Raw genomic sequence first — 21,653 nt, 5'->3', positions numbered from 1 at the left:
CTCCGGGCCTGCCCGAATCAGGCGCAGGGGATGACGAAAGGCCCTGCCTCGGGGAACCCAATTCCTGGCGAGTTCCTCCAAGAGTTCGCTGCGCCGGGACCACGGGCGGGCCCTGATGTCGTGGCCGGATGCAGCGAATGCGAGTCGTCGTTGAGCCCTTGGCGGCTGCGGAACGCTCTGAAATGATGAACGCAACGTGCAGAGAGGGGCGAGCCAATGTCCGCCGATGATGACGAGAACCAGACCTCCAGGGAACGAACCATTCGACGGATACGAAGGAATATCCGGGCGGCCCAACTCCGGGTCGTCCTGGACGGGGCCCGGGCACGACCGACGCCGGAGGCGGTGGTGCGACTGGCGCAGCTGACGATGCCGCAGCTGCCGTCGCCGTTTGATACTTTGAGATCGTCGGACGGGAAGCTTCGTACGGATCCGGCATCACGGAGAGAAATGGCTCTGTATGTGCGCCGTAACATTCGGGCCGCGCAATTGAGGGTTGTCCTGGACGAGGAACTGGGCCGGCCGACTCCCGAAGCCGTGAAGAGACTGGCGGAGATGGAGCTTCCGACTTTGTAGGTCGTAGCCTGCCCCTATGTTGGGCCTTATTGGAGAAGAGGACGAGGTTGTGGCCCCTGAATGCATTGAACTGGGGTGCCTAATGCGCACGCCGGGAAATGCTTGCTTCAGGTCTTCTACAAGCGCCGGCATTCAAGGGGATCGTCGGTGGCGCCAGCAGCACACCGCTTGCCCCGATTCTCGTTGCTTATGAATCACTCCACACCCGCACTTGGCCCGGCACTCATCGGAGGAACGGACGACTGGCGGTGACCGCGGAAACCAGAGCCCCCAAGTTCCCGATCCGGTCCGAGAAGGACCTGGAGGACTACCTTGAGGCCCATCCCTTGCTTACCGGGCAGGATCTGCTGATCATTGGCCGGCAGGTGAAGGTGGTCGGAGGAATCATCGATCTGCTCGCGATCGATTCGACTGGTGTCATCTACATCATCGAGCTGAAACGGGACAAAGCCCGCCCCTCCATAATCGCCCAGGTTCTCGGCTATCGTAGCTCGATCAAGCGGCTGAACCGAGCGGAGATCATTCGCGTCGTCGCTGCCGGTGATCTTAGGTTCGACCTGGTGGAGGCCTTCCAACGGCACTTCGGCCGCCCGCTACCAGAGACAGTGAATGAGTCTCAGGTAATCGTGATTATTGCAGCGTCTATCCACCGGACAACCGCTCACGGCATCCTGGAGCTGCTGGATGGTGGTTCCTCGGTCACAACGTTCCGTTACGTCGTCCGGTCGGACGCGGTCAGCCTCATTCCGTGCTGTCGAAACGATCAGGACGTGGAGGAAGGCTCGCACGCGGTGACGAGACCGTCGACACCTCCCAATCACATCGTTGCGCTGCCGAGACCGTCAGTGAACTATCCGGTTAACGAGAACATCCGGCGGTTCTGGTTGACCCACGCTCATGACTTCACGCCCTTCGTGACCTTCAGTTTCATCTTCGAGCGCTACCAGGACTGGGTTGACGCGCAACCGGCCATCGGCGTGCACCTCCGCAACAAAGGACTAGTTGGCCGGCAGGTGTGCGCGATCACCGCCGAGTCCAACGAATGGACCCGTGTTTTCGTGGCTCGACGTAGCGATATGGCTGCCTACAACACGTTCAAGGCCCCGCCGTCTGCTCGGACATACCGCGGCGATCACACCGTTGTCGCGTACCAGCGGAACCCGATCGGCCGGGAATCAGAACTCTAACGACGATCACGCCATCGCTTCCTCTTGGCTCGTTGGTCCTAATCGAGCTGTTTGAGCGTCGCGGTTGAGGTTGGGGTGGCCATAGCCGGTTCGGTTGCCCCGGCGGGCGGCGAGTTGAAGGAGTGCATCATGGCCGATAGTGGGGAGAAGGGACTGCTGAGGGTTGATCGACACTTTGTCAAGTAAGGCTCAAAGACGCGCGCCTTCTCAGTCATCCCGCCACGGCCTCCAGAGTGGCGTCCAGCACGGCGTTCAACGAGCGCCCATAGCCGCCCATGCCATACCAATCGACAATGTGCTGGGCGCCCGCGCCCGTGGTCACCGGGACCATGATGCGGATCTTACGGAGACGCCGCAGCGTGGTTGATCGAGAATGAATGCGGATAGGATAACCAGACATGCAGATGAGTAAGTTCGGCTGGGGACGAAACGGCAACTCCTCTCGATAGCGAACTTCTGTCTGGTAGCGAAACCGCGGAATTGATCACGCCTACCCGATCTAGCAAGCAGTTCCTCGTGGGAAAGATGGTCGAAAGCGCTGAAGTGGAAGCGACACGGATCAGCGATCATCGCTGCTCTCGCTGCAATCACCGGGAGCCTTGCTGGAGCATCTATCGCGGGAAACTACGCCTCGAATGCCGTTCAAACGGGATTCCCCGACCCCCGGCGGCCATTTCTAAGGTTCACGAATGTCGGCGCTTCCGTTCGGGGACGGCCTTGAGAGAATGTAAAACCTCAATGGCTTCTGGGGTCTTGTCGACGCCGATATCCATCCAGAGCCCAATGGAAACCTTATAGTTCCAAGTTCCACCACGTCCCACGTCAGATTTCACGTACCCGTCCGTGTGCGTCGCGCTCCCGATGCCCACCGCCGACCCGGTGATCCTCACCAAAGCGGCCCACGCCCTCATTCCCAGGATCAACGACGGCGTGAAATACGTCCGCGCCGGCATCATGGTCACCGACCTGCGCCCCAGCGGGAACCAAAAACCCTTGGAGCTGTTCGGGAACGTCCACGAGGAACGCGGCATCGGCCCGCTGCTGGAACAAGTGGCCGGGAAATACGGGCGAGGCTCCATCGGGCTCGGGCACGCTGGCATCAAGGGCGGCGCGGACTGGACCATGAAACGCGACATGCTCTCACCCCGGTACACCACCCACTGGGACGAACTACCCCTCGTCAAAGCCGCCTAAGGCTTGCCACGAAGGAGCCGATCGCTGGGGCTTCGGCGACCGGATCTTGGACGGGCTCGCGCGTTGTTCAGCTTCCACATCTCGTCCGACGGGCAGTCCAAATCCTGTCGTCGTCAGCGAAACCGACACCGCGCGGAGACATTACAAGTCCAACTATTGCGATCTATTGGTAGTTATACCCGGTTATAGGAAAAATCCAATAACTCCTATAGCTTGGCATAGCTGCGGTGGTTGAACCCGGCTGAACCAATGGCCGAAGCTCCGCTGTGTCCCGCGCAGGTCGCGAATCCGATGCCAACGCCTTCGCGCTCCTCGTGGCCTGAACCAAGTGTCTATGCCGGCGGGCCCATCCTGGCAACGACACCCGCCCGAAACGCCCTGTCGATACAGTGGCGGCCCCAGTTTACGAGGGCCAAGAGTGGGCTGCTGCGGGGATTTCGGACAGCGGAATTAGTGGATTCTTCTACGCTGCCAAGGCTGGCTGTTGATAACCATAGTGGACTTCGTTAGGACGCCGGTAACCGAGCGCGGAGTGACGGCGCCGGCTGTAAAACCCCTCGATGTAGCGAATGACGTCGCGCCGAGCCTGTGATTTAGTCGCGTAAACGGTCCGATAGACACGCTCGTTTTTCAGGGCTGAGAAGAACGATTCGGCCATGCTGTTGTCCCAGCACACCCCCGTGCGTCCCATCGAGGAGCGCATGCCCAGACCGGTCACCAGGGCCCTGAACTCCGTCGAGGTGTAGACGCTGCCCCGATCGGAGTGCCAGATCGCGGCAGGCTCGATCAGGGTCGTGGCGGCGGCGTTCCTGAGCGCATCTGCGACGAGCTCGGTGCGCATGTGATCGGCGATGGACCAACCGACGACCTTCTTCGAGTAACAGTCGATGACGGTGGCGAGGTAGACGAACCCTTGCCAGGTGTGGATGTAGGTGATGTCGCCGACGAACTTCACCCCGGGGCGGTCAGCGGTGAAGTCCCGCCTGACGAGGTCGGGCATACCCGCCGCTGCCTCAGCATCAGCCTCGGTGGTAATGCGGAACGGGCGTGGCTGACAGGCCACCAGGCCCTGGTATCGCATGATCTGCCGCACCAACTCCGGAGAGCACTCGGTCTTTTCCACGGCGAGATCAGCGTGGATGCGCCGGTACCCGTAGGTGCCCTCGGACTCCTCGAAGTAGTGCCGGATCCGGGCCGTCAGAGCCTCGCGGCGCGCCGACGTGGCCGATTGCGGACGCGTGGCCCAGTGATAGAAACCGGACGTCGAGACGGCCAACCACAGGCACATTTTCACCACCGAATTCAGATTGGCAGGCTCGGCTTTTTGGGAATCGATGAATTCATACTTGCTCACTACCGCTGCTCCCGCGCGAAGTAAGCGCTGGCTTTTTTCAAGAAGGCAGTCTCTGCCCGCAGCTCTTGAACTTCACGCTCGAGCTCCTTCAGCCGGGCCCGTTCCGTCACCGTCAGATCCGCCTCCGTGCCACCGTTCGCCTCGCGGTACTTGATGAGCCAGTTGCGGAGCGTCTCGGGGCCGACACCGTACGAGGTGGCCACGTCCTTGATCGGCCTGGACGTGTTAATCACCTCGCGGCACAGCTCGTCCTTGAACTCCTGGGTGAATCGTCTGCGTGATGCGGTCATGCTGATCTCTACTTTCGGTAGACCCTCATTTTAAGAGGGCCCGCTGTCCGAAATCCCCGCAGCAGCTCAGAGCCCTGGTAACGATCAAGTTTGTCGGGCGTCGTCCCCGTGTCTGAACGCCCCTCTAATCGACAACATAATGACCGTTATGTTGTGGGCGTGGAAGTCAAAGTTCGGCCCTCCCCGAGAAGACTGCCAACACTAACTCAGAACACGTTCTGAGTTAGTGTTGGTGCATGAAACCGCCAAGCAGATCCCGGACAACGTTTCAGTCATCTGAACTGAGCCGCTCTGCCGCTGACGTTTTTGCGGCAGCGGCGGACCACGCTGTCCAGATCACGCGCCGCGACGGAGAGTCCCTTGTGCTGATGACCGAGAGCGCCGATCGGGCGAGGGCCTCGCTGTTGGAACTGGCTGCACACCTTGTCGCGGTCACGTCAAGCACGGATGGAACGCTTGCCGCTCGCATGAGCGACCGCTTTCCCTGGATGCTTGCTCTGAGCCCGGCTGATCAGGATGCCTGTGCAAAAACTGTCCTGGCTGCCGCGCGTGCGTCTTTCGCCACCAACCAGCCACATTTGGCCATTGCGGAGCTCAGGGCCTGGCGTGAAACTGCAGCAGCCATCGCGGCCGGGCTCGGTAAGGACCCGGTGGAATGGCTTGAGGATCTCCCGGAAACCATAGAACGTCCTTGAGGAATGGCCGAGGACCAAGAGTTTGAAACAGCCCGATCCCTGGCAGTGGCGACGTGGACGGGGACCAGTTCTGATCCAAAGATGGTGCCATCTCGCGTTCCCGAAGAGTTCCCCTGCCGCACCGCCGATGGTGAACAATTGCGATTTCTGGCCCTACCTGTCCCTGTCGTCAGGAGGCCAGGACAGTCCGGGACATCAGTGATGGGGCGGGTCGCCTAGGAACAGTGTGCGTGCCCGATCAGTTTTGTAGTGGGCTGCTCCGATATGTCCTGTAACTGAGTGTGAGCTCACCGATTCAGTCGAGAGATTTCGAGACGTAGGTACGGGAATCGTCGCGGATCGACGAGACGCCACCGATCTCTAGGGTTGCGAGACGACTTGGAGTGGAGCGTTTAGGGCACGTTCACCGGGCAGTTTTGCGGGCGCCTCATACGGGAATCTGGAAAACAGGGGACCACCGGCATTTGGAAGAGCCCGCAGATAGTCTTGGACCGACCGGTGGACGACCGGCTTACGGGCGCCCCATGAAGGACACTTCTTGGCGCTAGAGTTCGGTCCATGATCGTTTGGCTCAACGGCACCCACGGGGCGGGAAAGACGACGACGAGCGCGCTCTTGCAGCAATTGCTGCCCGACGCGCGCGTCCTCGACGCTGAGAAGGTCGGTGAGGTGCTCATGGACATCAGGCCGGGACTTCCTGCAACGGACAACTTCCAGCACTGGGAGCCGTGGCGACCGCTCGTTGTCGAAACCGCTCGGCGCGTGCTCGAGTACACCGGAGGCACACTCGTGATGCCGATGACGGTCTTGGTCGAGAGCTACTGGGGGGGAGATCAGCGATGGTCTTACCGCACACGGCATACCTATCCAGCATTTCGTGCTCCACGCCGACCAGGCCACGCTCCGCGAACGCATACAGAACGACAAAGACCTCGGCCCCTCGACGTTCCGCTTCGCGTACTTGGAACCGTACGCCGAGGCAGCTCATACCTGGCTCCACGATGAAGCCGAGGTCATCGACACCACACACATCACAGCGGACCAAGCCGCGCAGCAGATTGCGGATTCGGTGCTTGGCCGGCGAGAGCGCCGAACGTCCGGCAGGCTTGTGCCGGATGGGCGATCGGCTTACGGAGGCTGAGCATGCACGATGACCAGTTGGCTATCGATGCCGATCTCGCCTGTCAGATCATCTACGACCAGTTCCCGAAGTGGCGAAGCGAGCCGGTCACCGCTGTCAGGTCCGATGGCACTGTCAATGCGATTTTCCGCATCGGCACCGAACTGGCTGCCCGCTTCCCTCTCCGCGCCGCCGACCCCGACGAGACCGAGGCGAAACTGAAAGCCGAGGCCGACACGATGCTCGAGCTGAGCGCGAACATTCCCGTCCCCACGCCCAGGCCTGTGGCCGTCGGCCGGCCGGATCGCGGCTACCCGCTCCCGTGGGCAGTGCAGACGTGGATTCCTGGGGAGGCCGCAACGCCAACCGGCCTCGCGGACTCGACCCCGTTCGCTCACGATCTCGCCTCACTGATCCGGGCACTTCGGACAGCCGACACCCGCGGACGACTCTTCACCGGCACCGGCCGCGGAGGTCACCTCCCCGATCACAGCGAATGGATGGACGTCTGCTTCACCAAGAGCGAAGGCATCCTCGATGTGGCCCCGCTCCGCCTCCTGTGGGCGCGATTCTGCGAACTCCCGCCCGCGGGACGGGAGCTGATGACCCACGGGGACCTCATCCCGGCAAATCTTCTCGTGAAAGACGATCGCCTCGCCGGAGTCCTCGACGGCGGGGGCTTCGCGCCCGCCGATCCTGCGCTTGATCTCGTCGCGGCCTGGCACCTCCTAGACCAGGACGCGCGAGAGTCCCTGCGCCGCGACCTCGACTGCGACCCCGTGGAGTGGCGTCGGGGCGCTGCGTGGGCTTTCGAGCAGTCGATGGGACTGGTCTGGTACTACCAGAGAACCAACCCGGGAATGAGCGCCCTCGGCCGCAGCACCCTCGCCCGAATCCTCGGCGACCCCGACCTGTGAAGGATCTGCCAACGGGACGGCTGGGATAGGCGAGCACGCCAAATAGCGCTGCGAAAAGAGAGCCATATAACTCTGCGACTCACAGACAGGGAGTTGGGAGCTTGCAGGAACCGGCTGTGTCCGTGCACGAAAACGAACGTTTTTCTCCGCTGCCGTTCCCAGCAGCAGGCGACGGCGCCTACACCGCAGCGCTCGTCTCGCGTATCGCTTCGGTACTATCAGGCATGGGCAGAAAGAACTACCTCGTCGAAGGCGGTTCCGGCACCGGCAAAACCTCGGTCTGCGACGAATTGCGGCGGCGCGGTTACCACGCCATCAACGGCGACCGTGAGCTGGCCTATCAGGGCGATCCGGAGACTGGCGAACCACTGGCGGGCATCACCGGCGTCTCCGTGCACGATCACCACATCTGGAGCGTGGACAAAGTGAAGGCCCTGATCGGAGACAAGCGCGAGGCGGTGACGTTCTTCTGCGGTGGCTCGAGAAACCTCGCGAAGTTCATCGATCTGTTTGATGGCGTCTTCGTTCTCGAGGTCGACCTCTACACGTTGAACCGACGGCTTGGCGAGCGGCCGGACGACGAATGGGGAGGGCGACAAGCGGAACGGAAACTGATCGAACGCTTGCACCGAACAAGAGAAGAAATTCCACACGGTGGCATCAGGATCGACGCCACCGCACCGCTCGCGCGCGTCGCGGACGAAATCCTTCGTCGAGTTGAGGCGGTGCCCGCTCGCAAAACGGTCGGCCTAACAGTTGTGACTGTTAACTTGCTTGGCGGATAAGTGAAAGTTAAATTGGCGGTTCGGAGGTCCTCTTTGCGGACCCATAGTGGACGTATTCGCTGCTCGACCCAGGACCAGCCTGCTGAAGAACGCGTTGCAGGTCCGGAAGCCTTGAGGTCGGGCGGCGGTGGGGCCATTTGTTTTCACCCGGGCGGCACCTGTACTGGCTTGAACCGCACCGGCCCGCCGCATTCGGGGCCGTCAGGGTGCTCCCCGGTCGGCTCTGTTTCTATCGGCAGCACGCGAGCAACACGGACACCTGAAGAGTCCACCGCGTCCACAAAGACAGAGGTGACGCTGACGGGCGGCATCAGGTAAGGCGCAGACTGCGGCACCAGCCACCTGCCGTCCGGGTTCCTGGTTACCGGGGCCGGAGTGCAGCCCTCCCCGAAGCATGCCGAAACCGACGTCGGCTCGTGTGCAAACACCAACTCCACATCGCCTGTGGAGATGTGCCCGACCGCGGGACAGACGGTGCTGACACCCCCACGGATAAACACGGCCACGGCCAGGACAACGGCCAGCACCCCAAACACGATCAGAAGTAGCCCCCCGGAGCTTCATTCCGCGAGCCTAACCCGGAAGCTCGGATTCCGGGCAGCAATCCCCAGAGTCTCTGACGCACGCTGCCGAGTCTCGCAAACTGTAAGTGGTGGCTCATTGCGTTCCACCTGGCTCACACCAGCCCACGTGCAGCATGCACGTTGAGGGATCCTTGGGTTCTTGCGGTGATTGCAACACTTAGCGGATGGGTGTTGTCATGTCGAGGTATTCAATTTATGTGAGACCGGATCTTCTGCAGCTGTTTTGGGCCGGGATGCAGGCCGGTGATTTCATTACTGATGCCGTTGTGCCGATCAATACGAGCAGGCGGACCGGGCGCCGGGTCCTGGCCGAGGCCGGGGGTGTCAGGCCACGCCGCGGCCGGGATCTGAAGGGCAGGTGCCTGACCTTCGACCAGCGCGAAGAGATCGCGGTGATGCGCGCCCAGGGACACTCGCTGCGCCGGATCGGGGCCCTGATCGACCGGTCTGCCTCGACTGTGTCCAGGGAGCTTCGGCGGAATTCGGTGGCCGGGTTGCCCTACCGGGCGACGTCGGCCCACGCGCTGGCGTATGAGCGGGCTTCGCGGCCGAAGCCGGCGAAACTGCACACCAACACGGTGCTGCGTGCGAAGGTGGAAGAGGACCTGAAAAAGAAGTACTCGCCTGAGCAGATCACAGGACGCCTCCAGGTTGAGTTTCCCGATGAGCCGGAGATGCGGGTGTCACCTGAGACCATTTACCAGTCCCTCTACGTTCAGTCCCGCGGAGCACTGAACCGCGATCTGGCCGCGTGTTTACGCACCGGACGTGCACTCAGGCAGCCCTGCAGGAAGGCCGGCCAGCGGAAGAACCGGATCCCCGGGATGATCAATATCTCCGAGCGTCCCCCCGAGGTTCAGGACCGTGCGGTGCCAGGGCACTGGGAAGGCGACCTCATCATCGGCAAAGGCAACCAGTCCGCGATCGGGACCCTCGTGGAGAGAACCACCAACTACACGATGCTCGTTCATCTGCCGGATGGATACAAGGCAGAACAAATGCGCGACGCCTTGGCCACTAAGATCAAGACGCTCCCCGAGGCGCTGAGGCATTCCCTCACCTGGGACCAGGGCATCGAAATGCAGGACTGGAAGAGCGTGAAAGTAGACGCCGGCATCGACATCTACTTCTGCGACCCGCACTCACCCTGGCAGCGCGGCATCAACGAAAACACGAATGGCCTGCTGCGCCAGTACTTCCCGAAAGGCACGGACCTGAGCATCCACAGCGCCGAAGACCTCGACTGGGTTGCACAGGAACTCAACGACCGGCCACGCAAAAGACTAGAGTTCAGAAAGCCGATCGAATTGATCGAAGGACTCCTGTTGCAATGACCGCCTGAATCCGCCGATCCTTCACCGCGACAAATCAGGCAGAAGCTCGCCACCGCATGTCTGCACCGCAGACGAACGGCGCCTTCTTGGTTTCTCATAGGCTGACTCGTGTACGACGAGATGCTCTCGTCGGCCGCAAGGGAGGACGATGAAGAGCTGGGGAAAGATTGTCACGTTCGGGGCCATCTTCTTGGTCTATGCAGGGTTCATGCTCTACCGGCTCGTACACGACATCTTGCACGAGGGTCTGACGGGGTCGAACATCTTCGGAATTGCAGTGTTCGTCTTCCTCCCTGTCCTTTGCTGGGCGCTGGCAGTCGGGACAAAGCGCTTCAACAGGTCGCACATGGCGCGGACGCGCGCAGCCTTTCCTGGCCTGCTTGTCCTGCCAGCAGGCTGGGCCTGGTTCATGGTGCCACCGCTGCGCTCATGGCCGTACAAGCCCATTAAAAACGCCGGGTACATCGGCTTCCTTCTCGTGGCAGATGAACAGCACTTAGCTGTGTACAAGACGCAATTCCTGAAGGGGTACGTCCTCGTCGGACAGTTGCCGTGGGACCTTGTGCGGTCCATCGGTGACATCCCCGCCAACAGGGCATCGGGCGACAAGTCTGGAACGAAGGTGCTCACTCTCGAGTTGGACGCCCGGGAAAGCTACCTTTCGGATCGCCTTGAGCTGTACCTTTGCGCAGACGACGTCTCAATCCTGGCTGGCGCTGAATTCGATGAAGCGAAAGGCCGGCTCGAGAGCGTCCGAGCCGCCGCCCGAAGATGAGACGTCAGACAAGCGTCCGGTGAGGGATCCCTCACCGGCCGAAAACTGGCAGCGCACCACAATGGGCGCAAAGCTGGACGTATTCACTGGCCAGGAGACTCATCGACCGTGTGCGTCCGGCGACGTCGACGTAGGACTAATCCCACTGCGTTGGCGATGGCGAGGCCATAGCTGACGACAATAACCAGCACATTGAGCGTCACCCATACCGGTTGTGAGACAGGGTTGAACAACGCATTCGTTCCTATGAGAGCTCCGAGCACCACGTACGTGACGCGGGGAAAATCATTCCGGAGGAACGTTCGCTTTGGCATATTCCGGAGCCTAGTGCTGCTGGTTCCAGTTGTCATTGGCCATGCGTGCGACGGGCCAGACAATCAGTTCCGGATGTTGGAAGGCCGGCCGACCCACACGTCGAGTTGTTCAACGCAAGTTCTGTCTGGCACGGCTGAGCTGACGGCGCGAAACTGATTTCCAGCGGGGGGATCGCAAGTAAAAGGCGCGCCGATTAAATGCTCGAGTTTGGTCGCATCTCCGGAACGTTCTAGAGACCCCAGCCCCGGCGTAGGTTGGCGAAGATCGTTTGAAGCGCTGCGCTGGGTGAGGTTTCTCGGGCGGCGACGTCGGGGCTTTCAAGGATGAATCGGGCCAATGCCCGAGCGCCCGGGGCGTCGAGCACTCCGGGCTTAGTCAGCTTGGCCGCTAGTGAATCTTCGCAGTCGGTCCATTTCTGGCGAACGTGCGCGCGGAGTTGCGGGGTGGAGAAGATGAGTTCCAACAACTCGTTCCGTTTGCCGCTCTCGGTGGCGAACGGCAACCGACTGATCATGAATGCTTCGACGGCGCTCAATGGGTCAGTGTCCGCAGGGCGTTGCTCGATTGCCTGGACGAGTGCTGCGCCCCTGTCTTCTTCGCGATCGAAGACGAGGGCGACTTTCCCGTCGGGGTAGTACGTGAAGAGTGTCGTCAGCGCGACATTCGCTTCGTCGGCGATCTCAGCAACCGTGACCTGATCGAATCCACGCTCGAGGAAGAGTCTGGTCGCTGCGCTCTGCAGCGCATGCCTGGTCTGTGCTCGTTTGCGCTCCCGCAATCCACCGGTAACTGCCATGAAGCCATAATAGACCAAATACGGAGTAATAGCGAAACTGCGCCTGATTCGTTTACGTAGTGACTACGTTTATGCATATACTGACCAAGTCAACGCATCCCAATCGATCAAGGACCCCCCAGTGACAAAGACTGCAATCATCAATGCCCGAATTTTCGACGGCGAGAGAGTGCTCGATGCAACCACCGTCGTGATCGAAGGAGCAAGCATCGTCGCCATCGGCGGACACATCCCGAGCGACGCACGAATCGTCGATGCAAGCGGTGGCACTCTACTTCCCGGGCTTATCGACTCGCACGTTCACACCTCGCTCGAAGCGCTCGAACTCGCGCTGACGTTCGGCGTGACCACGGAGCTGGAGATGCAGGGCATGTTCACTCGGAACAAGCGCGATCAGATCACAGACAATGACCGTCTCGCCGACGTCCGCTCTGCAGGATTCGGTATCACTCCGCCCGGTGGCCACCCCAGTGAACTCATGGGCGGCGACCACGAAGACGACAAGGACGAGGCCCCTTGGGAAGATGCCGACGGCGACGAGGACACGAGCTTCTGGCAAAACATTGTGATGCCGTTCTCGACGACTCCCGAAGAGGCGGTCGCGTTCATTCCCCAACTCGCCGAAACCGGGTCGGACTACATCAAGTTCATGATCGATGACGGAACCGTCGAGGGGGCGCCGGGACTTCCCCTGCTCGCAGATGACGTCGTCATAGCGGGCGTTGCCGAGGCGCACCGACTCCAACTCCTAACGGTCGCGCACACCCTCACCGTCGATGCCACACTGACGGCCGTGAATGCCGGTATCGACGGGTTGGTGCACCTGTTCATGGACCAGCCCCACACCCACGCGATCATCGACCAGGTCGCAGCCTCCGGCGCGTTCGTAGTCCCATGCATCGTGTTGAACTCATCGATGATGGGCATCACTGCGGCCGAACTCGTCGCAGACCCCCGCGTGAGCTCCAAGCTCGACGAATCCTGGATAGCGACCATGAACAGCAGCTACGACCGGTACCCCCAAGGCAACCTCGACGACGTGTTCGCGTCGGTCCAGGCACTCCACGCTGCCGGTGTAGACATCCTCGTCGGCACCGATGTCTCGTTCCCACTACCCCTCCTCGGCGGCATGGCGCACGGCGCGAGCGTCCATCACGAACTGCAGCTGCTCGTCCGAGCCGGCCTTAGCCCATTGGAAGCGCTCTGCGCAGCCACCGCAACACCCGCCCGCCGCTTCGGTCTCACCGATCGTGGACGAATCCAGGAAGGCTTGCGAGCCGACCTGCTCCTCGTCGACGGTGACCCAACCGCGAACATTACCGACACACTCAACATCCGCCGGATCTGGCGCCGCGGCACTGCGCTCGAGCAGAACTGAAAAACTCGAGCGCGGGTCAGCCGTTCTGCTGCCGTAGGTGCGCCGGCTGGGGTTCCCGTGATCATCTACCACCGCATACGGGTTCGGGTGATAGACGGCTCGACCATCCGGCACCGTAAATTCGACTTGTGCGGATGTGAACTGACATTTGTGCAATCGTGAACTGAAAATGACACCAGCCCGCGGAATTGCTGATCACGACCATGTACGTAAGACCCGCACGATCAAATGCACGGTGACGGGGGGATTACTGCAACCATGTTCCTCATGACTGGAATGTAGATCGGCTATGCGCCCGAGTCTCGACGAACGCTCAGGACCTCACCGCCCAACGAAACGCTCTCGTTGCCCCAGGCGTGGAGGAAAAGCAGATCTTCGTCGACCGCGGCCTTACCGGAGCGAACCGGGCACGCCCCGGCCTTCGTGAAGCAATGGCGGCCTGCCGAGGCGGCGACACACTCGTGATGACTAAACTCGACAGCTGGCACGACCCCTAGCCGATGCCAGGGACATTGCCGACGAGCTGACGGCCAAAGGGGTAGCGCTCAGTCTTGGCGGAAGTACCTACGACCCGACCGATCCGGTGGGCCGGCTGCTGTTCAACGTCCTGGGAATGGTGGCCGAGTTCGAGGCTGATCTGATCCGGATGCGCACCCGGGAGGGCATGGACCTCGCAAAGGCGAAAGGGCGGCTGAAAGGCAAGCCGCCGCAATTGTCCAAGACGCAGCGGAAGCATCTTCTGACGCCGCATGTGCTGGCGAGCATACGCAGGCCGAACTGGCGGAGCTGTTTCAGGTTTCTCGGCCGACGGTCTACCGCGAGCTCCAACGAAGCTTCGCCTGAGACCGACGTTGGCGCAGACTGATAATCTCAGCCGTAGCCGAAGGAAGAATGTTCCTCCCCCCATCACGCGCCGACAGCGACCAGCAGCGACAGCCAGAAGCTAAGCGTGTTCCGAAGGGAGATCTGCGATGCCCACCGCGATGGGAAGCAGCCAGCACGGGGATGAATCCAGCACCTTTTCCCACTTCCCCTTTGGCGACGGCTTGCGTATTTCTATGGTCATTTTCGAATACTAGCCTTCTGTTCCCGCGCCATCTCAGATTCTGCCGGCACAGTCGGCGCGGACCCTTAGCGCTGCTCCTCCGGCGGATACCGGCAAGGCCGAGCGGAGGGTCGATCCTGCATCAGATGCAACTTGGTGGAGTCTGTTGGTGGACCTCCGTGTAGGTTTCCTCCAAATAGCCACCGTCATAGGCACGGATAACGCGACCGAGCCTGGCCGCCGTTGTATTGGGACCCTACTCCGGGCACGGCCGGTGGTTGTAGGCTCCGAGCATGGCGGAGACAGAAGGCCGCAAGCGGCTGGAGCCAAAAATGACGCGCGGCAGCTTTAGATTTACTTACTGGGCCGTGATGGTCCAAATCATTCTCAGCGTCATCCTTATGGTGCTGAATGTCGGCATCGTGCCGGGCAGGGAGTGGGAGCCTGTAGCTTTCTTCATCGCTGCCGCACTCTTATCAGTCAATATGATATTTCTCGGCCACCTGCTCCGTGTCCGCCGCAACGACACCCCCTTCTGGAACGAAGAAGAAGCCCGCAGGGAAGAGTGGGATCGCAGGGGAAGGCAGCTCTAACCATGGAGGCCCTTCGAACGCCAGCAGGTCTCCCGGCCATGGACGCCGAAACCGGACACGGGAGAATGGCTCATGTGTGGACGCTACGTGGTCTCTCCCCGCGCCACGAAAAAGCCCGTGGCCTGGCGTGCCGGGGGCACTCAGTGAAGGGAAGGCATCGGAGAATTGATCACGGCGTAGCGCTTGAACGAGCGTCCGGAATGGAAAGGATGACTGATGGATCCAACGGGTCAGAAACCAGGACTCCCACCGGGAGGCTGGTCTGCGGATCCCTACGGGTCCGGAACCTCCAAATGGGGAGACAGCGCCGGACAAGCCGAAGGGGATACCGGCACCCAGAGCCCGCTGGCCGCACGGATCCCCGGACTACGGCTTCCCCGGCCTATGCTCGGAGCCCACGTGCCCGTGTACACCCCTTACATCTGGATGCTCCTTGCCGTGCCTGTCCTGGCTGCCCGCGGCGACGTCGTGCGCATGGTAGCGGCGATCCTCCACGCCGGCTCGGTCACACCGGCCACTATGGTTCTTTTCTCTGCCGTGATGTCCCTTTGTGCCACCGGTGTTCTGGGCTACCTGGACTGGCGGAAGCTGCGCGGCGTCGGGGTCGTACGGCCTTTCCATTGGATCTGGGCCTTCCTGCCCACGGTCTATGTCATCGGCCGGACAACCATCATCAGGAAAGTCGCCCCGCGCAGGGGCCTGGCACCGGTATGGGTGCTCATCGCCGAATTCCTCCTGATCGCGTTGTACCTCAACCACGTCATCTAGACACGCTCGCCCACACCATCGCCCAACAAACCGCAGGCTAACGCTCAGCGGCGGGACGTTCGGCTCTTCTGTGCAGATTCTTCTGCCTCGGCTTTGGCGGACTGAACGATCTCGAGGAAATCCGCCCGTTGCAGGTAGTCCTCGCCTGGTCCGCGCCATCCTCCAAGCTGCCAAGGATGAAGCCGAGTAAATTGCGCCGAACCGCGGGTAATCGACGGGGCCAGGGGCAACCTGGCCAAACTCAACGAGCCGTCCCCGAGCCATGCCCGGACTGAAGCGCGGTAACCTACAGCCCATGAGCATGCGCAACGTCATCCAGAGGACCTTCGACGAATTCGGCAGGTCTCTGGGCGGATCGAAGAAGTCCGGATCGTGGTATGTCACCGGACCTGACGCCATCGCCGTTCTGAACCTCCAGAAGTCCCAGTACGGTCCGCGCTATTACCTCAACGTCGGCCTTTGGTTCTTGGGTCTCGGCGCCGCAACAAACCCCAAGCCGACCCACTGTCACGTTCAGAGTCGTCTCGAGGCATTGGTCCCAGCAGATCACCGCCGGAATCTGGAGGCCTTGCTCGACCTTGATCAAGTAGTCGATGACGAAGAGCGACGGACCGAACTGCTGGGCGTTCTCGCGGTCCAGCTTGAACCATTGATCGAGGCAGGGACGTCCTTTGATGGTCTCGCGACCGAGGCCGGTCAACGCTTGCTAATGAAGTCACTGATCGACGGCGATGGGCAACGATTCCTCGCGACACGCGCCGCCGGTTCCTGAACGCCGGGTTTCCCGCCCGGTGCTCATGGCGCTGCCGGGTATGCCGACGATTCTTAGGCGACCGCAGATTCCTCCAGCTGGCAGCCAAGCCTCGCCATCCCTAATTTCACGCCTTTACCGACCACGGTTGAGTTGGTCGAGTTGGTGCTCGTCAACGTAGCGTGCTGGTCCGATACCGTCGAGCTTGGCGAGCCGCATGAGTTGATCGGCGAGACCCGGAGACCCGGAGACCCGGACCTTGACCACCGATCCTTCACCATTATTCAGAATGCCCGGCGAGTCACGAAGTGGGGCCAGCGATAACCGTCCTAGCGGGGCCGCCCAACCCTGTCCCAATCAAGGGGCTGGTGCGTCTCCTTACTTAGCGTCCTCCGTCGTGGATGATTGTCGTATGAGTGATGAATTGGGTCCCTCTTTCCGGACGCCCGACGATGCGCTAGAAGCAGTCCTTCGCGTACACAACATGGTGATGAGCGGAGGCTTCTCTCACGCACTGGACCCGCAAGTCCTCGGCTCATCCGATTTGGATTCGGCGGTTCGAGGATTCCAGTACTTTGGTGCAGACAGGCTTGCCCTTTTGATTGCCAGGGCCGCGAGGACGGACCCCGATGATGACAACGCCATCGACGAACTGGATGCGGGGTACGACCGCCTTGTTCCGAATGACCAGTATCTGGAGGATTTGTACGGTTTACACCGCGATGATGCTCCTGCTAGTGAAGCTTCCGTCTAAGGCGGATAAGGGTTAGACGATCGTTAGCGGAGTGACCGGCTACCAATCCAATTTCCAGGTTCCGGCTCTGAATTGCTTGAGCGTGTACTTTGCGCTGAAGGCTTGAGGTCCCGCGGTCCCTTCGATCTCTTCCAATACAGGCACGGCCAGATCGGCAGCCCACGTCAGGCATTCGGTCGCCGCAAGCAACCTAACGCCTATCTGTTCGTCGCGCATAAGACCTTCCAAGCCTGCGCGTCCGTCGGATGTCTCCCGGAGACGCTTCGCAAGCCTATGCAGACGGTCGGACAGCGCGTTGGCCTTCGAGACGTTGTCCAGGCCAAGAAGATCCCAAGCCAAGACTCCTTCCCGGTAATCTCGGAGCGTTTCGGAAGTGCTGCCTGTGGTCATTTATCCAACCGATTTCCAGGATCTGCCAACAACCGGAGTGCCACGAAGTCGCAAGCTTCGTCTTCGGCTTCAAAGCGTGTATGGCCGGTACGCCCACCGCGCTCCGAATAGAAAACGGACCATCCACCCAACTCGGGCAAGACCCAAAGGCATTCGTCGGGAACCTCTCCCGTCAAACTATATGCGTCGGGATTTATGCCTTCTGAAATTAGGAGGTTTTCAAGCCTTCTGCGATTCATTTCATGTTCACCGGTTTCAGTACATCTGAATCGTATTGATTCCGCTCGAACTTAGACAAACGCGAGTCAACTTTGACACTCGCCGGTTCTCTTTGGGGTGGCCGACCGCGATAATCCTCGCGGCGCAAGGCAGGCATAGCAGGTTTCGGGTTGCGGGAAGCTCAGTCTCGGGGGTTCGTCGGAGTGACTTGAACAATGAATTGTTGGGAGATAGTGGCTGAAGGACGCGTAGCGGTCCTCTCGGGGGGGCGGGAGCTCCTGTCGATACCGGATTGCCCATATCGACCAGGCTCACGCAGCGCCTGGTCTAGAATCTTGGCAAAGAGCTGGGCGAGGCGCACTATCGGTCCGTCCTCAATGCGCTGCACTTTGGTTCCAGGGCCATGATCGGTCACCGTGGTTCAGCTGGAGAGTCCCCGTATGCGGGCATCGATGTAGAGAAGATGTTCTCAGCAGTACCGCTGTTCGGCTCGAACACCGTACAGCATAAGAAATCGCAAGGTTCCATGGGCCCGAATGGATAATGAGCCAGTGAGCATTCCACGAGAAGACTTTCAGCTGGACGATGGACTTCCCAATCCACTTATGCGTCCGTTGCAGCCCGAAGAGAAGGACTTTCTTCAGATCCTTTGGGACTATCTTGTGCGCGGATCCAAGAACATGGATGGGCTCGGATGGCCATTCTGGTTCTACGTGGAAAAAATGTTTCGGCGTCAATATCCGACGTGAAAGACGTCCTGGCGTCCTTGCCTTCCGTGTCTAGGCCTGCCCAGCCGCAGCCCGTGGCACCCTATTCCCTGGTCTGGTATCAGACTCAGGCCACCCAGCCGCCTAACCCCACTGATCCAGTCGGTCTGACTATCGCAGGACTTGCCCAACTCGGCTCCGATAACGGCGTGTGCGCCGACGTCGCCAACGAGCTCGTGAGTGTAATTCGCAGCCTGGCTCAGTACGAGGAGGATTTCGAGCCCCAGCCTCATGTCGTTCCAACTTCTGCTGTGAATCTTCAGAATGACCTGAAGTGGTTCCTCGAACCCTCACGGGATAAGCCTTTCGTGGTGCCTGGGTTGCTGATCTGCGAACTGTTGAGCAGAGAGTTTGTCGCGGTAAATGCGTATTCGACCAATGGTCAGTTCACCGCGTCCCTCTACGGGGCAAGCCTTCGGGAGTCCCTGACCGTGTCTAATACGGCTGCCTACCTTGATCTCATAGTGGCTGACTCGGTGGCATCAGAGTTCCGTGACTGGCATCATTCAGCGCTTCCTTTAGTCGAGACCTTGGACTACCTGACGTATGTTCTCGCCGCGGACCGAGCGTTTGGACGACGGCTCGTGGAAGCCCTCGATCTTCGGTCTGCCCTGTCTCTGGGTGCCACCGTCGTTACGGCGGCTGAATTTGAGTCGCATCTGAACGGGATATGGAACGTGCTTGGTGAGTTCAGAGTGCCTGAATGTTCCGACGACGACTTGAAGGCGAGGTTTGGCGGGGACGCGGCAACGGGGAGCCTGAACTACTTCGAGTGCTGGCTGAAGGCCAACCTCGACGAGCCAGGCTTCGAACGGTCAGAAAACGCTCTTCAAGTCATTAGGTCGGTACGAAAAATCAGAGTCAGCCAGGCACATTAACGGCACGACACGAGGGCGGCAGCAATCAAGGCACAACGACGACTAGGGCTCCCGGACACGATCCTCGACTGGGGCACAGCATTTGAGCTGGTAAAGGATCGCCTTGCAGGTGCATTTGACGTCATTCGTCAGGCGGTTCAATCCCGGGATAAGAATGCCCAGGCTTCCGGGGCTCTCGCCGATTAGGCCCGGGACTCCTGAAGGTGTCGTGAGCCGCCAAGTTTCGGCATACCCCAACCTGACGTCAGGAACAGGCCCCGGTTAATTCACACTTGGGAATGGCGGTTTCGGTATCGCCAGCAGCAGCCTTTGGGATTCGGTGCGCTTATGGTGCTGGAGTCCAGTTGGCCGCGCCGTCGGCGGTGGTGTGCCGGGTGGTGAGCGTGGTGCAGCCGGTCTTCCCGGCAGCGCACGTTGTCGTCCATGTGGCGCCCGAGTCGGAGCTGTTGGCCACGATCAAGGTGCTGCCCTGTAACCCCGCCTCGACGATGACGGATCCGGCCAGGGGCTATTGTTCACGCGTGAGGCTGAACGGGACGTCGGGGCTGAGTTTGTACCTATTCAGTCGGGACAATTCCAGATGGATACAGATTGCGGTTAGACAGAGGACGATCCCAATCAGCTGGTGATCCCCAACCGCTGCCAACGACCCCGCCAAGACGACCATCGACAGCGGCTGCCAACATTAGTTGCAGGGGAAGTTGTAGGAAGCGCCGGAGGATTGGGTGGCTTCGGGCCAGCGCGAGGTGATGACCTTACCGCGGGTGTAGAAGGAAACCCCTTCGGGTCCGTAGATGTGCTTGTCGCCGAAGAGCGAGGCCTTCCAGCCACCAAAGGAGTAGTAACCAACTGGTACAGGAAGGGGAACGTTGATGCCGATCATGCCGACATCTACAGAGCGCTGGAACTTCCGTGCTGCTGCCCCCGATGAAGTGAAAATCGCGGTTCCATTGCCGTAGGGGTTGGCGTTGATGAGTTTGATTCCCTCGTCCAGGTCCTCCACACGTACGACAATAAGGACGGGGCCGAAAATCTCTTCGGTGTACGCGGTCATTTCGGTTTTGACGTGGTCGATGATTGTGGGGCCTACCCAAAAGCCCTTCTCATGACCGGGGACGACCAGGTCTCGCCCATCAACCACCATTACGGCTCCGGCCGCTTCCGCCTCGCTCACCGTTTTGATAATGAATTCCCGAGACTCGGGGCTAATAACGGGACCCATGTCGGCGTCAGACTCAGTGCCGTTCTTGACCTGGATGGCAAGGGCGCGTTCTTCCACCTTCCTGACGAGCAGGTCTGCAGCGTCGCCGACAGCAACCGCAACGGAGATCGCCATACAGCGCTGGCCGGCGGAGCCGAAAGCAGCGGCAGCTACATGGTCGGCTGCGTTGTCGAGGTCCGCGTCGGGCAACACAATGGCGTGGTTTTTGGCCCCACCCAGCGCCTGGACTCGCTTGCCGTGAGCCGTGGCTACTTCCGTGACGTGCTTGGCTACTGGGGTCGAGCCCACGAAGGAGATGCCGTTTACATCCGCGTGCGTCAGCAGGTTTGAGATTACCTCGCGGTCGCCATGCAGGACTTGGAACACGCCGTTGGGCAAGCCGGCACGTTTAAACAGACTAGCCAGCAGCATGGCTGCCGAGGGAACCCTACCCGAGGGCTTTAAAATGAACGCATTTCCGGTGGCTATAGCCATCGGTGCCATCCAAAGCGGCACCATGACCGGGAAGTTGAAAGGGGTAATACCAGCCACCACGCCCAAGGGCTCGCGGAAGGAGAAGACATCGATGCCGGTGGAAACCTGGTCTGAGTAGTCACCCTTGAGCAGCTGCGGAATACCACAGGCGAACTCAATCACCTCCAGGCCGCGCCCGATTTCGCCCTTGGCATCGGAGAGGACCTTGCCATGCTCGGCCGTGATAAGCGCCGCCAGCTCATCTACATGGGATGCAACGAGTTCTCTGAACCTGAACAATACGGCGGTGCGCTTGGCCAGCGAGATGTCACCCCATGACTCGGCCGCCTTCTTAGCGATAGCTACCGTCGTGTCGAGATCTTCACGGCTTGCAAGTTGCAGCAAGCCAGTGATCTGACCCGTGGCCGGGTTGTACACTGGCTGCGTGCGTTCACCGCCACCGGCGGTCTCGGACCCGTTAATGAAATGGTTGATGGTTGTCGTCATTACTTT

At 60.5% G+C, this 21,653-nt stretch carries 23 protein-coding genes and 2 pseudogenes; 16 read left to right on the top strand and 9 right to left on the bottom strand.

Annotated elements, in window-relative coordinates:
• The first annotated feature begins 216 nt into the window (after window positions 1-216).
• Window positions 217-576 (top strand): hypothetical protein, encoded by a 360-nt coding sequence (locus AC3ANQ_RS21655; RefSeq protein ID WP_488302940.1) that lies wholly within the window; start codon window positions 217-219, stop codon window positions 574-576.
• A gap of 248 nt (window positions 577-824) precedes the next feature.
• The gene (locus AC3ANQ_RS21650; RefSeq protein ID WP_488302939.1) at window positions 825-1,763 is read left to right on the top strand and encodes an endonuclease NucS domain-containing protein; all 939 of its coding nucleotides are present in this window, start codon (window positions 825-827) and stop codon (window positions 1,761-1,763) included.
• A 211-nt stretch (window positions 1,764-1,974) separates the two neighbouring features.
• Here the strand turns inward: AC3ANQ_RS21650 and AC3ANQ_RS21645 are convergent, their stop codons facing one another.
• Entirely contained in the window at window positions 1,975-2,163 is a 189-nt protein-coding gene (locus AC3ANQ_RS21645; protein WP_488302938.1) for a hypothetical protein, read from the bottom strand.
• Window positions 2,164-2,588: 425 nt separating this feature from the next.
• Between AC3ANQ_RS21645 and AC3ANQ_RS21640 the strand changes: the two are divergent.
• Window positions 2,589-2,957, top strand: a pseudogene (locus AC3ANQ_RS21640) (DUF4113 domain-containing protein); the annotation flags it as partial.
• 463 nt (window positions 2,958-3,420) lie between these two features.
• Here AC3ANQ_RS21640 and AC3ANQ_RS21635 read toward each other — a convergent pair.
• Window positions 3,421-4,601 (bottom strand): IS3 family transposase gene (locus AC3ANQ_RS21635; protein ID WP_488302937.1). Its coding sequence is split into 2 segments (ribosomal slippage): window positions 3,421-4,340 and window positions 4,340-4,601, totalling 1,182 coding nucleotides; the frame shifts between segments, so codons are not numbered across the junction.
• A gap of 236 nt (window positions 4,602-4,837) precedes the next feature.
• Here AC3ANQ_RS21635 and AC3ANQ_RS21630 point away from each other — a divergent pair.
• From AC3ANQ_RS21630 to AC3ANQ_RS21615, 4 genes are all read left to right on the top strand, one after another.
• Window positions 4,838-5,296, top strand: a complete 459-nt coding sequence (locus tag AC3ANQ_RS21630) for a prevent-host-death protein (protein ID WP_488302936.1) — start codon at window positions 4,838-4,840, stop codon at window positions 5,294-5,296.
• Window positions 5,297-6,173: 877 nt separating this feature from the next.
• On the top strand, window positions 6,174-6,437 hold the full coding sequence (locus AC3ANQ_RS21625; protein ID WP_488302935.1) for a hypothetical protein: 264 nt from the start codon (window positions 6,174-6,176) through the stop codon (window positions 6,435-6,437).
• 2 nt (window positions 6,438-6,439) lie between these two features.
• A complete protein-coding gene (locus AC3ANQ_RS21620) occupies window positions 6,440-7,333 on the top strand; it encodes an aminoglycoside phosphotransferase family protein (RefSeq protein ID WP_488302934.1) in 894 nt (297 codons plus the stop codon).
• Window positions 7,334-7,449: 116 nt separating this feature from the next.
• Complete coding sequence (locus AC3ANQ_RS21615) at window positions 7,450-8,118, top strand: DEAD/DEAH box helicase family protein (protein WP_488302933.1); 669 nt, start codon at window positions 7,450-7,452, stop codon at window positions 8,116-8,118.
• 143 nt (window positions 8,119-8,261) lie between these two features.
• Here AC3ANQ_RS21615 and AC3ANQ_RS21610 read toward each other — a convergent pair whose 3' ends face one another.
• On the bottom strand, window positions 8,262-8,654 hold the full coding sequence (locus AC3ANQ_RS21610; RefSeq protein WP_488302932.1) for a hypothetical protein: 393 nt from the start codon (window positions 8,652-8,654) through the stop codon (window positions 8,262-8,264).
• A gap of 212 nt (window positions 8,655-8,866) precedes the next feature.
• Between AC3ANQ_RS21610 and AC3ANQ_RS21605 the strand changes: the two genes are divergently transcribed.
• Both AC3ANQ_RS21605 and AC3ANQ_RS21600 read left to right on the top strand, forming a co-directional pair.
• Window positions 8,867-10,036: an IS30 family transposase gene (locus AC3ANQ_RS21605; RefSeq protein WP_488302931.1), complete on the top strand. Its 1,170-nt coding sequence runs from the start codon at window positions 8,867-8,869 to the stop codon at window positions 10,034-10,036.
• Window positions 10,037-10,184: 148 nt separating this feature from the next.
• Window positions 10,185-10,811: a hypothetical protein gene (locus tag AC3ANQ_RS21600; RefSeq protein ID WP_488302930.1), complete on the top strand. Its 627-nt coding sequence runs from the start codon at window positions 10,185-10,187 to the stop codon at window positions 10,809-10,811.
• A gap of 83 nt (window positions 10,812-10,894) precedes the next feature.
• Here AC3ANQ_RS21600 and AC3ANQ_RS21595 read toward each other — a convergent pair whose 3' ends face one another.
• Together AC3ANQ_RS21595 and AC3ANQ_RS21590 are read right to left on the bottom strand one after the other, a co-directional pair.
• Complete coding sequence (locus AC3ANQ_RS21595) at window positions 10,895-11,125, bottom strand: hypothetical protein (RefSeq protein ID WP_488302929.1); 231 nt, start codon at window positions 11,123-11,125, stop codon at window positions 10,895-10,897.
• Window positions 11,126-11,355: 230 nt separating this feature from the next.
• A complete protein-coding gene (locus AC3ANQ_RS21590) occupies window positions 11,356-11,922 on the bottom strand; it encodes a TetR/AcrR family transcriptional regulator (protein ID WP_488302928.1) in 567 nt (188 codons plus the stop codon).
• Window positions 11,923-12,043: 121 nt separating this feature from the next.
• Between AC3ANQ_RS21590 and AC3ANQ_RS21585 the strand changes: the two genes are divergently transcribed.
• Window positions 12,044-13,300, top strand: coding sequence for an amidohydrolase family protein (locus AC3ANQ_RS21585; protein ID WP_488302927.1), 1,257 nt, complete (start codon window positions 12,044-12,046; stop codon window positions 13,298-13,300).
• 293 nt (window positions 13,301-13,593) lie between these two features.
• Window positions 13,594-14,143: pseudogene (locus tag AC3ANQ_RS21580) on the top strand (recombinase family protein); the annotation flags it as partial.
• Between the two features lie 100 nt (window positions 14,144-14,243).
• Here the strand turns inward: AC3ANQ_RS21580 and AC3ANQ_RS21575 are convergent.
• Entirely contained in the window at window positions 14,244-14,366 is a 123-nt protein-coding gene (locus AC3ANQ_RS21575) for a hypothetical protein (RefSeq protein ID WP_488302926.1), read from the bottom strand.
• Between the two features lie 272 nt (window positions 14,367-14,638).
• Here AC3ANQ_RS21575 and AC3ANQ_RS21570 point away from each other — a divergent pair, with 272 nt between their 5' ends.
• The 3 genes from AC3ANQ_RS21570 (at window position 14,639) to AC3ANQ_RS21560 (ending at window position 16,478) form a co-directional block, all read left to right on the top strand.
• Window positions 14,639-14,938, top strand: coding sequence for a hypothetical protein (locus tag AC3ANQ_RS21570; RefSeq protein ID WP_488302925.1), 300 nt, complete (start codon window positions 14,639-14,641; stop codon window positions 14,936-14,938).
• Between the two features lie 216 nt (window positions 14,939-15,154).
• On the top strand, window positions 15,155-15,706 hold the full coding sequence (locus AC3ANQ_RS21565; RefSeq protein ID WP_488302924.1) for a hypothetical protein: 552 nt from the start codon (window positions 15,155-15,157) through the stop codon (window positions 15,704-15,706).
• A gap of 295 nt (window positions 15,707-16,001) precedes the next feature.
• Complete coding sequence (locus AC3ANQ_RS21560) at window positions 16,002-16,478, top strand: DUF4304 domain-containing protein (protein ID WP_488302923.1); 477 nt, start codon at window positions 16,002-16,004, stop codon at window positions 16,476-16,478.
• 114 nt (window positions 16,479-16,592) lie between these two features.
• On the opposite strand, the gene AC3ANQ_RS21555 is transcribed toward AC3ANQ_RS21560, so the two are convergent.
• Window positions 16,593-16,724: a hypothetical protein gene (locus AC3ANQ_RS21555; RefSeq protein ID WP_488302922.1), complete on the bottom strand. Its 132-nt coding sequence runs from the start codon at window positions 16,722-16,724 to the stop codon at window positions 16,593-16,595.
• Between the two features lie 145 nt (window positions 16,725-16,869).
• Between AC3ANQ_RS21555 and AC3ANQ_RS21550 the strand changes: the two genes are divergently transcribed.
• A complete protein-coding gene (locus tag AC3ANQ_RS21550; protein ID WP_488302921.1) occupies window positions 16,870-17,211 on the top strand; it encodes a DMP19 family protein in 342 nt (113 codons plus the stop codon).
• Between the two features lie 39 nt (window positions 17,212-17,250).
• Here AC3ANQ_RS21550 and AC3ANQ_RS21545 read toward each other — a convergent pair whose 3' ends face one another.
• Window positions 17,251-17,601, bottom strand: coding sequence for a hypothetical protein (locus AC3ANQ_RS21545; RefSeq protein WP_488302920.1), 351 nt, complete (start codon window positions 17,599-17,601; stop codon window positions 17,251-17,253).
• Window positions 17,602-18,514: 913 nt separating this feature from the next.
• Between AC3ANQ_RS21545 and AC3ANQ_RS21540 the strand changes: the two genes are divergently transcribed.
• Window positions 18,515-19,465, top strand: a complete 951-nt coding sequence (locus tag AC3ANQ_RS21540; RefSeq protein WP_488302919.1) for a hypothetical protein — start codon at window positions 18,515-18,517, stop codon at window positions 19,463-19,465.
• Between the two features lie 685 nt (window positions 19,466-20,150).
• Here AC3ANQ_RS21540 and AC3ANQ_RS21535 read toward each other — a convergent pair.
• Entirely contained in the window at window positions 20,151-21,647 is a 1,497-nt protein-coding gene (locus AC3ANQ_RS21535) for a CoA-acylating methylmalonate-semialdehyde dehydrogenase (protein WP_488302918.1), read from the bottom strand.
• Between the last annotated feature and the right edge of the window lie 6 nt (window positions 21,648-21,653).

The organism is Arthrobacter sp. DMZ02-1R, assembly GCF_057747935.1.
Note: the sequence above shows the minus strand (reverse complement) of the source record. Positions and strands in the feature narration are given on the sequence as shown.

Coding starts and splice junctions, on each gene's coding strand:
- AC3ANQ_RS21600 (WP_488302930.1), top strand. CDS start 10,185: ATGAAGAGCTGGGGAAAGATTGTCACGTTCGGGGCCATCTTCTTGGTC.
- AC3ANQ_RS21645 (WP_488302938.1), bottom strand. CDS start 2,163: ATGTCTGGTTATCCTATCCGCATTCATTCTCGATCAACCACGCTGCGG.
- AC3ANQ_RS21570 (WP_488302925.1), top strand. CDS start 14,639: ATGGCGGAGACAGAAGGCCGCAAGCGGCTGGAGCCAAAAATGACGCGC.
- AC3ANQ_RS21535 (WP_488302918.1), bottom strand. CDS start 21,647: ATGACGACAACCATCAACCATTTCATTAACGGGTCCGAGACCGCCGGT.
- AC3ANQ_RS21630 (WP_488302936.1), top strand. CDS start 4,838: ATGAAACCGCCAAGCAGATCCCGGACAACGTTTCAGTCATCTGAACTG.
- AC3ANQ_RS21590 (WP_488302928.1), bottom strand. CDS start 11,922: ATGGCAGTTACCGGTGGATTGCGGGAGCGCAAACGAGCACAGACCAGG.
- AC3ANQ_RS21655 (WP_488302940.1), top strand. CDS start 217: ATGTCCGCCGATGATGACGAGAACCAGACCTCCAGGGAACGAACCATT.
- AC3ANQ_RS21575 (WP_488302926.1), bottom strand. CDS start 14,366: ATGACCATAGAAATACGCAAGCCGTCGCCAAAGGGGAAGTGGGAAAAG.
- AC3ANQ_RS21565 (WP_488302924.1), top strand. CDS start 15,155: ATGGATCCAACGGGTCAGAAACCAGGACTCCCACCGGGAGGCTGGTCT.
- AC3ANQ_RS21560 (WP_488302923.1), top strand. CDS start 16,002: ATGAGCATGCGCAACGTCATCCAGAGGACCTTCGACGAATTCGGCAGG.
- AC3ANQ_RS21540 (WP_488302919.1), top strand. CDS start 18,515: ATGGCCATTCTGGTTCTACGTGGAAAAAATGTTTCGGCGTCAATATCC.
- AC3ANQ_RS21620 (WP_488302934.1), top strand. CDS start 6,440: ATGCACGATGACCAGTTGGCTATCGATGCCGATCTCGCCTGTCAGATC.
- AC3ANQ_RS21550 (WP_488302921.1), top strand. CDS start 16,870: ATGAGTGATGAATTGGGTCCCTCTTTCCGGACGCCCGACGATGCGCTA.
- AC3ANQ_RS21595 (WP_488302929.1), bottom strand. CDS start 11,125: ATGCCAAAGCGAACGTTCCTCCGGAATGATTTTCCCCGCGTCACGTAC.
- AC3ANQ_RS21545 (WP_488302920.1), bottom strand. CDS start 17,601: ATGACCACAGGCAGCACTTCCGAAACGCTCCGAGATTACCGGGAAGGA.
- AC3ANQ_RS21605 (WP_488302931.1), top strand. CDS start 8,867: ATGGGTGTTGTCATGTCGAGGTATTCAATTTATGTGAGACCGGATCTT.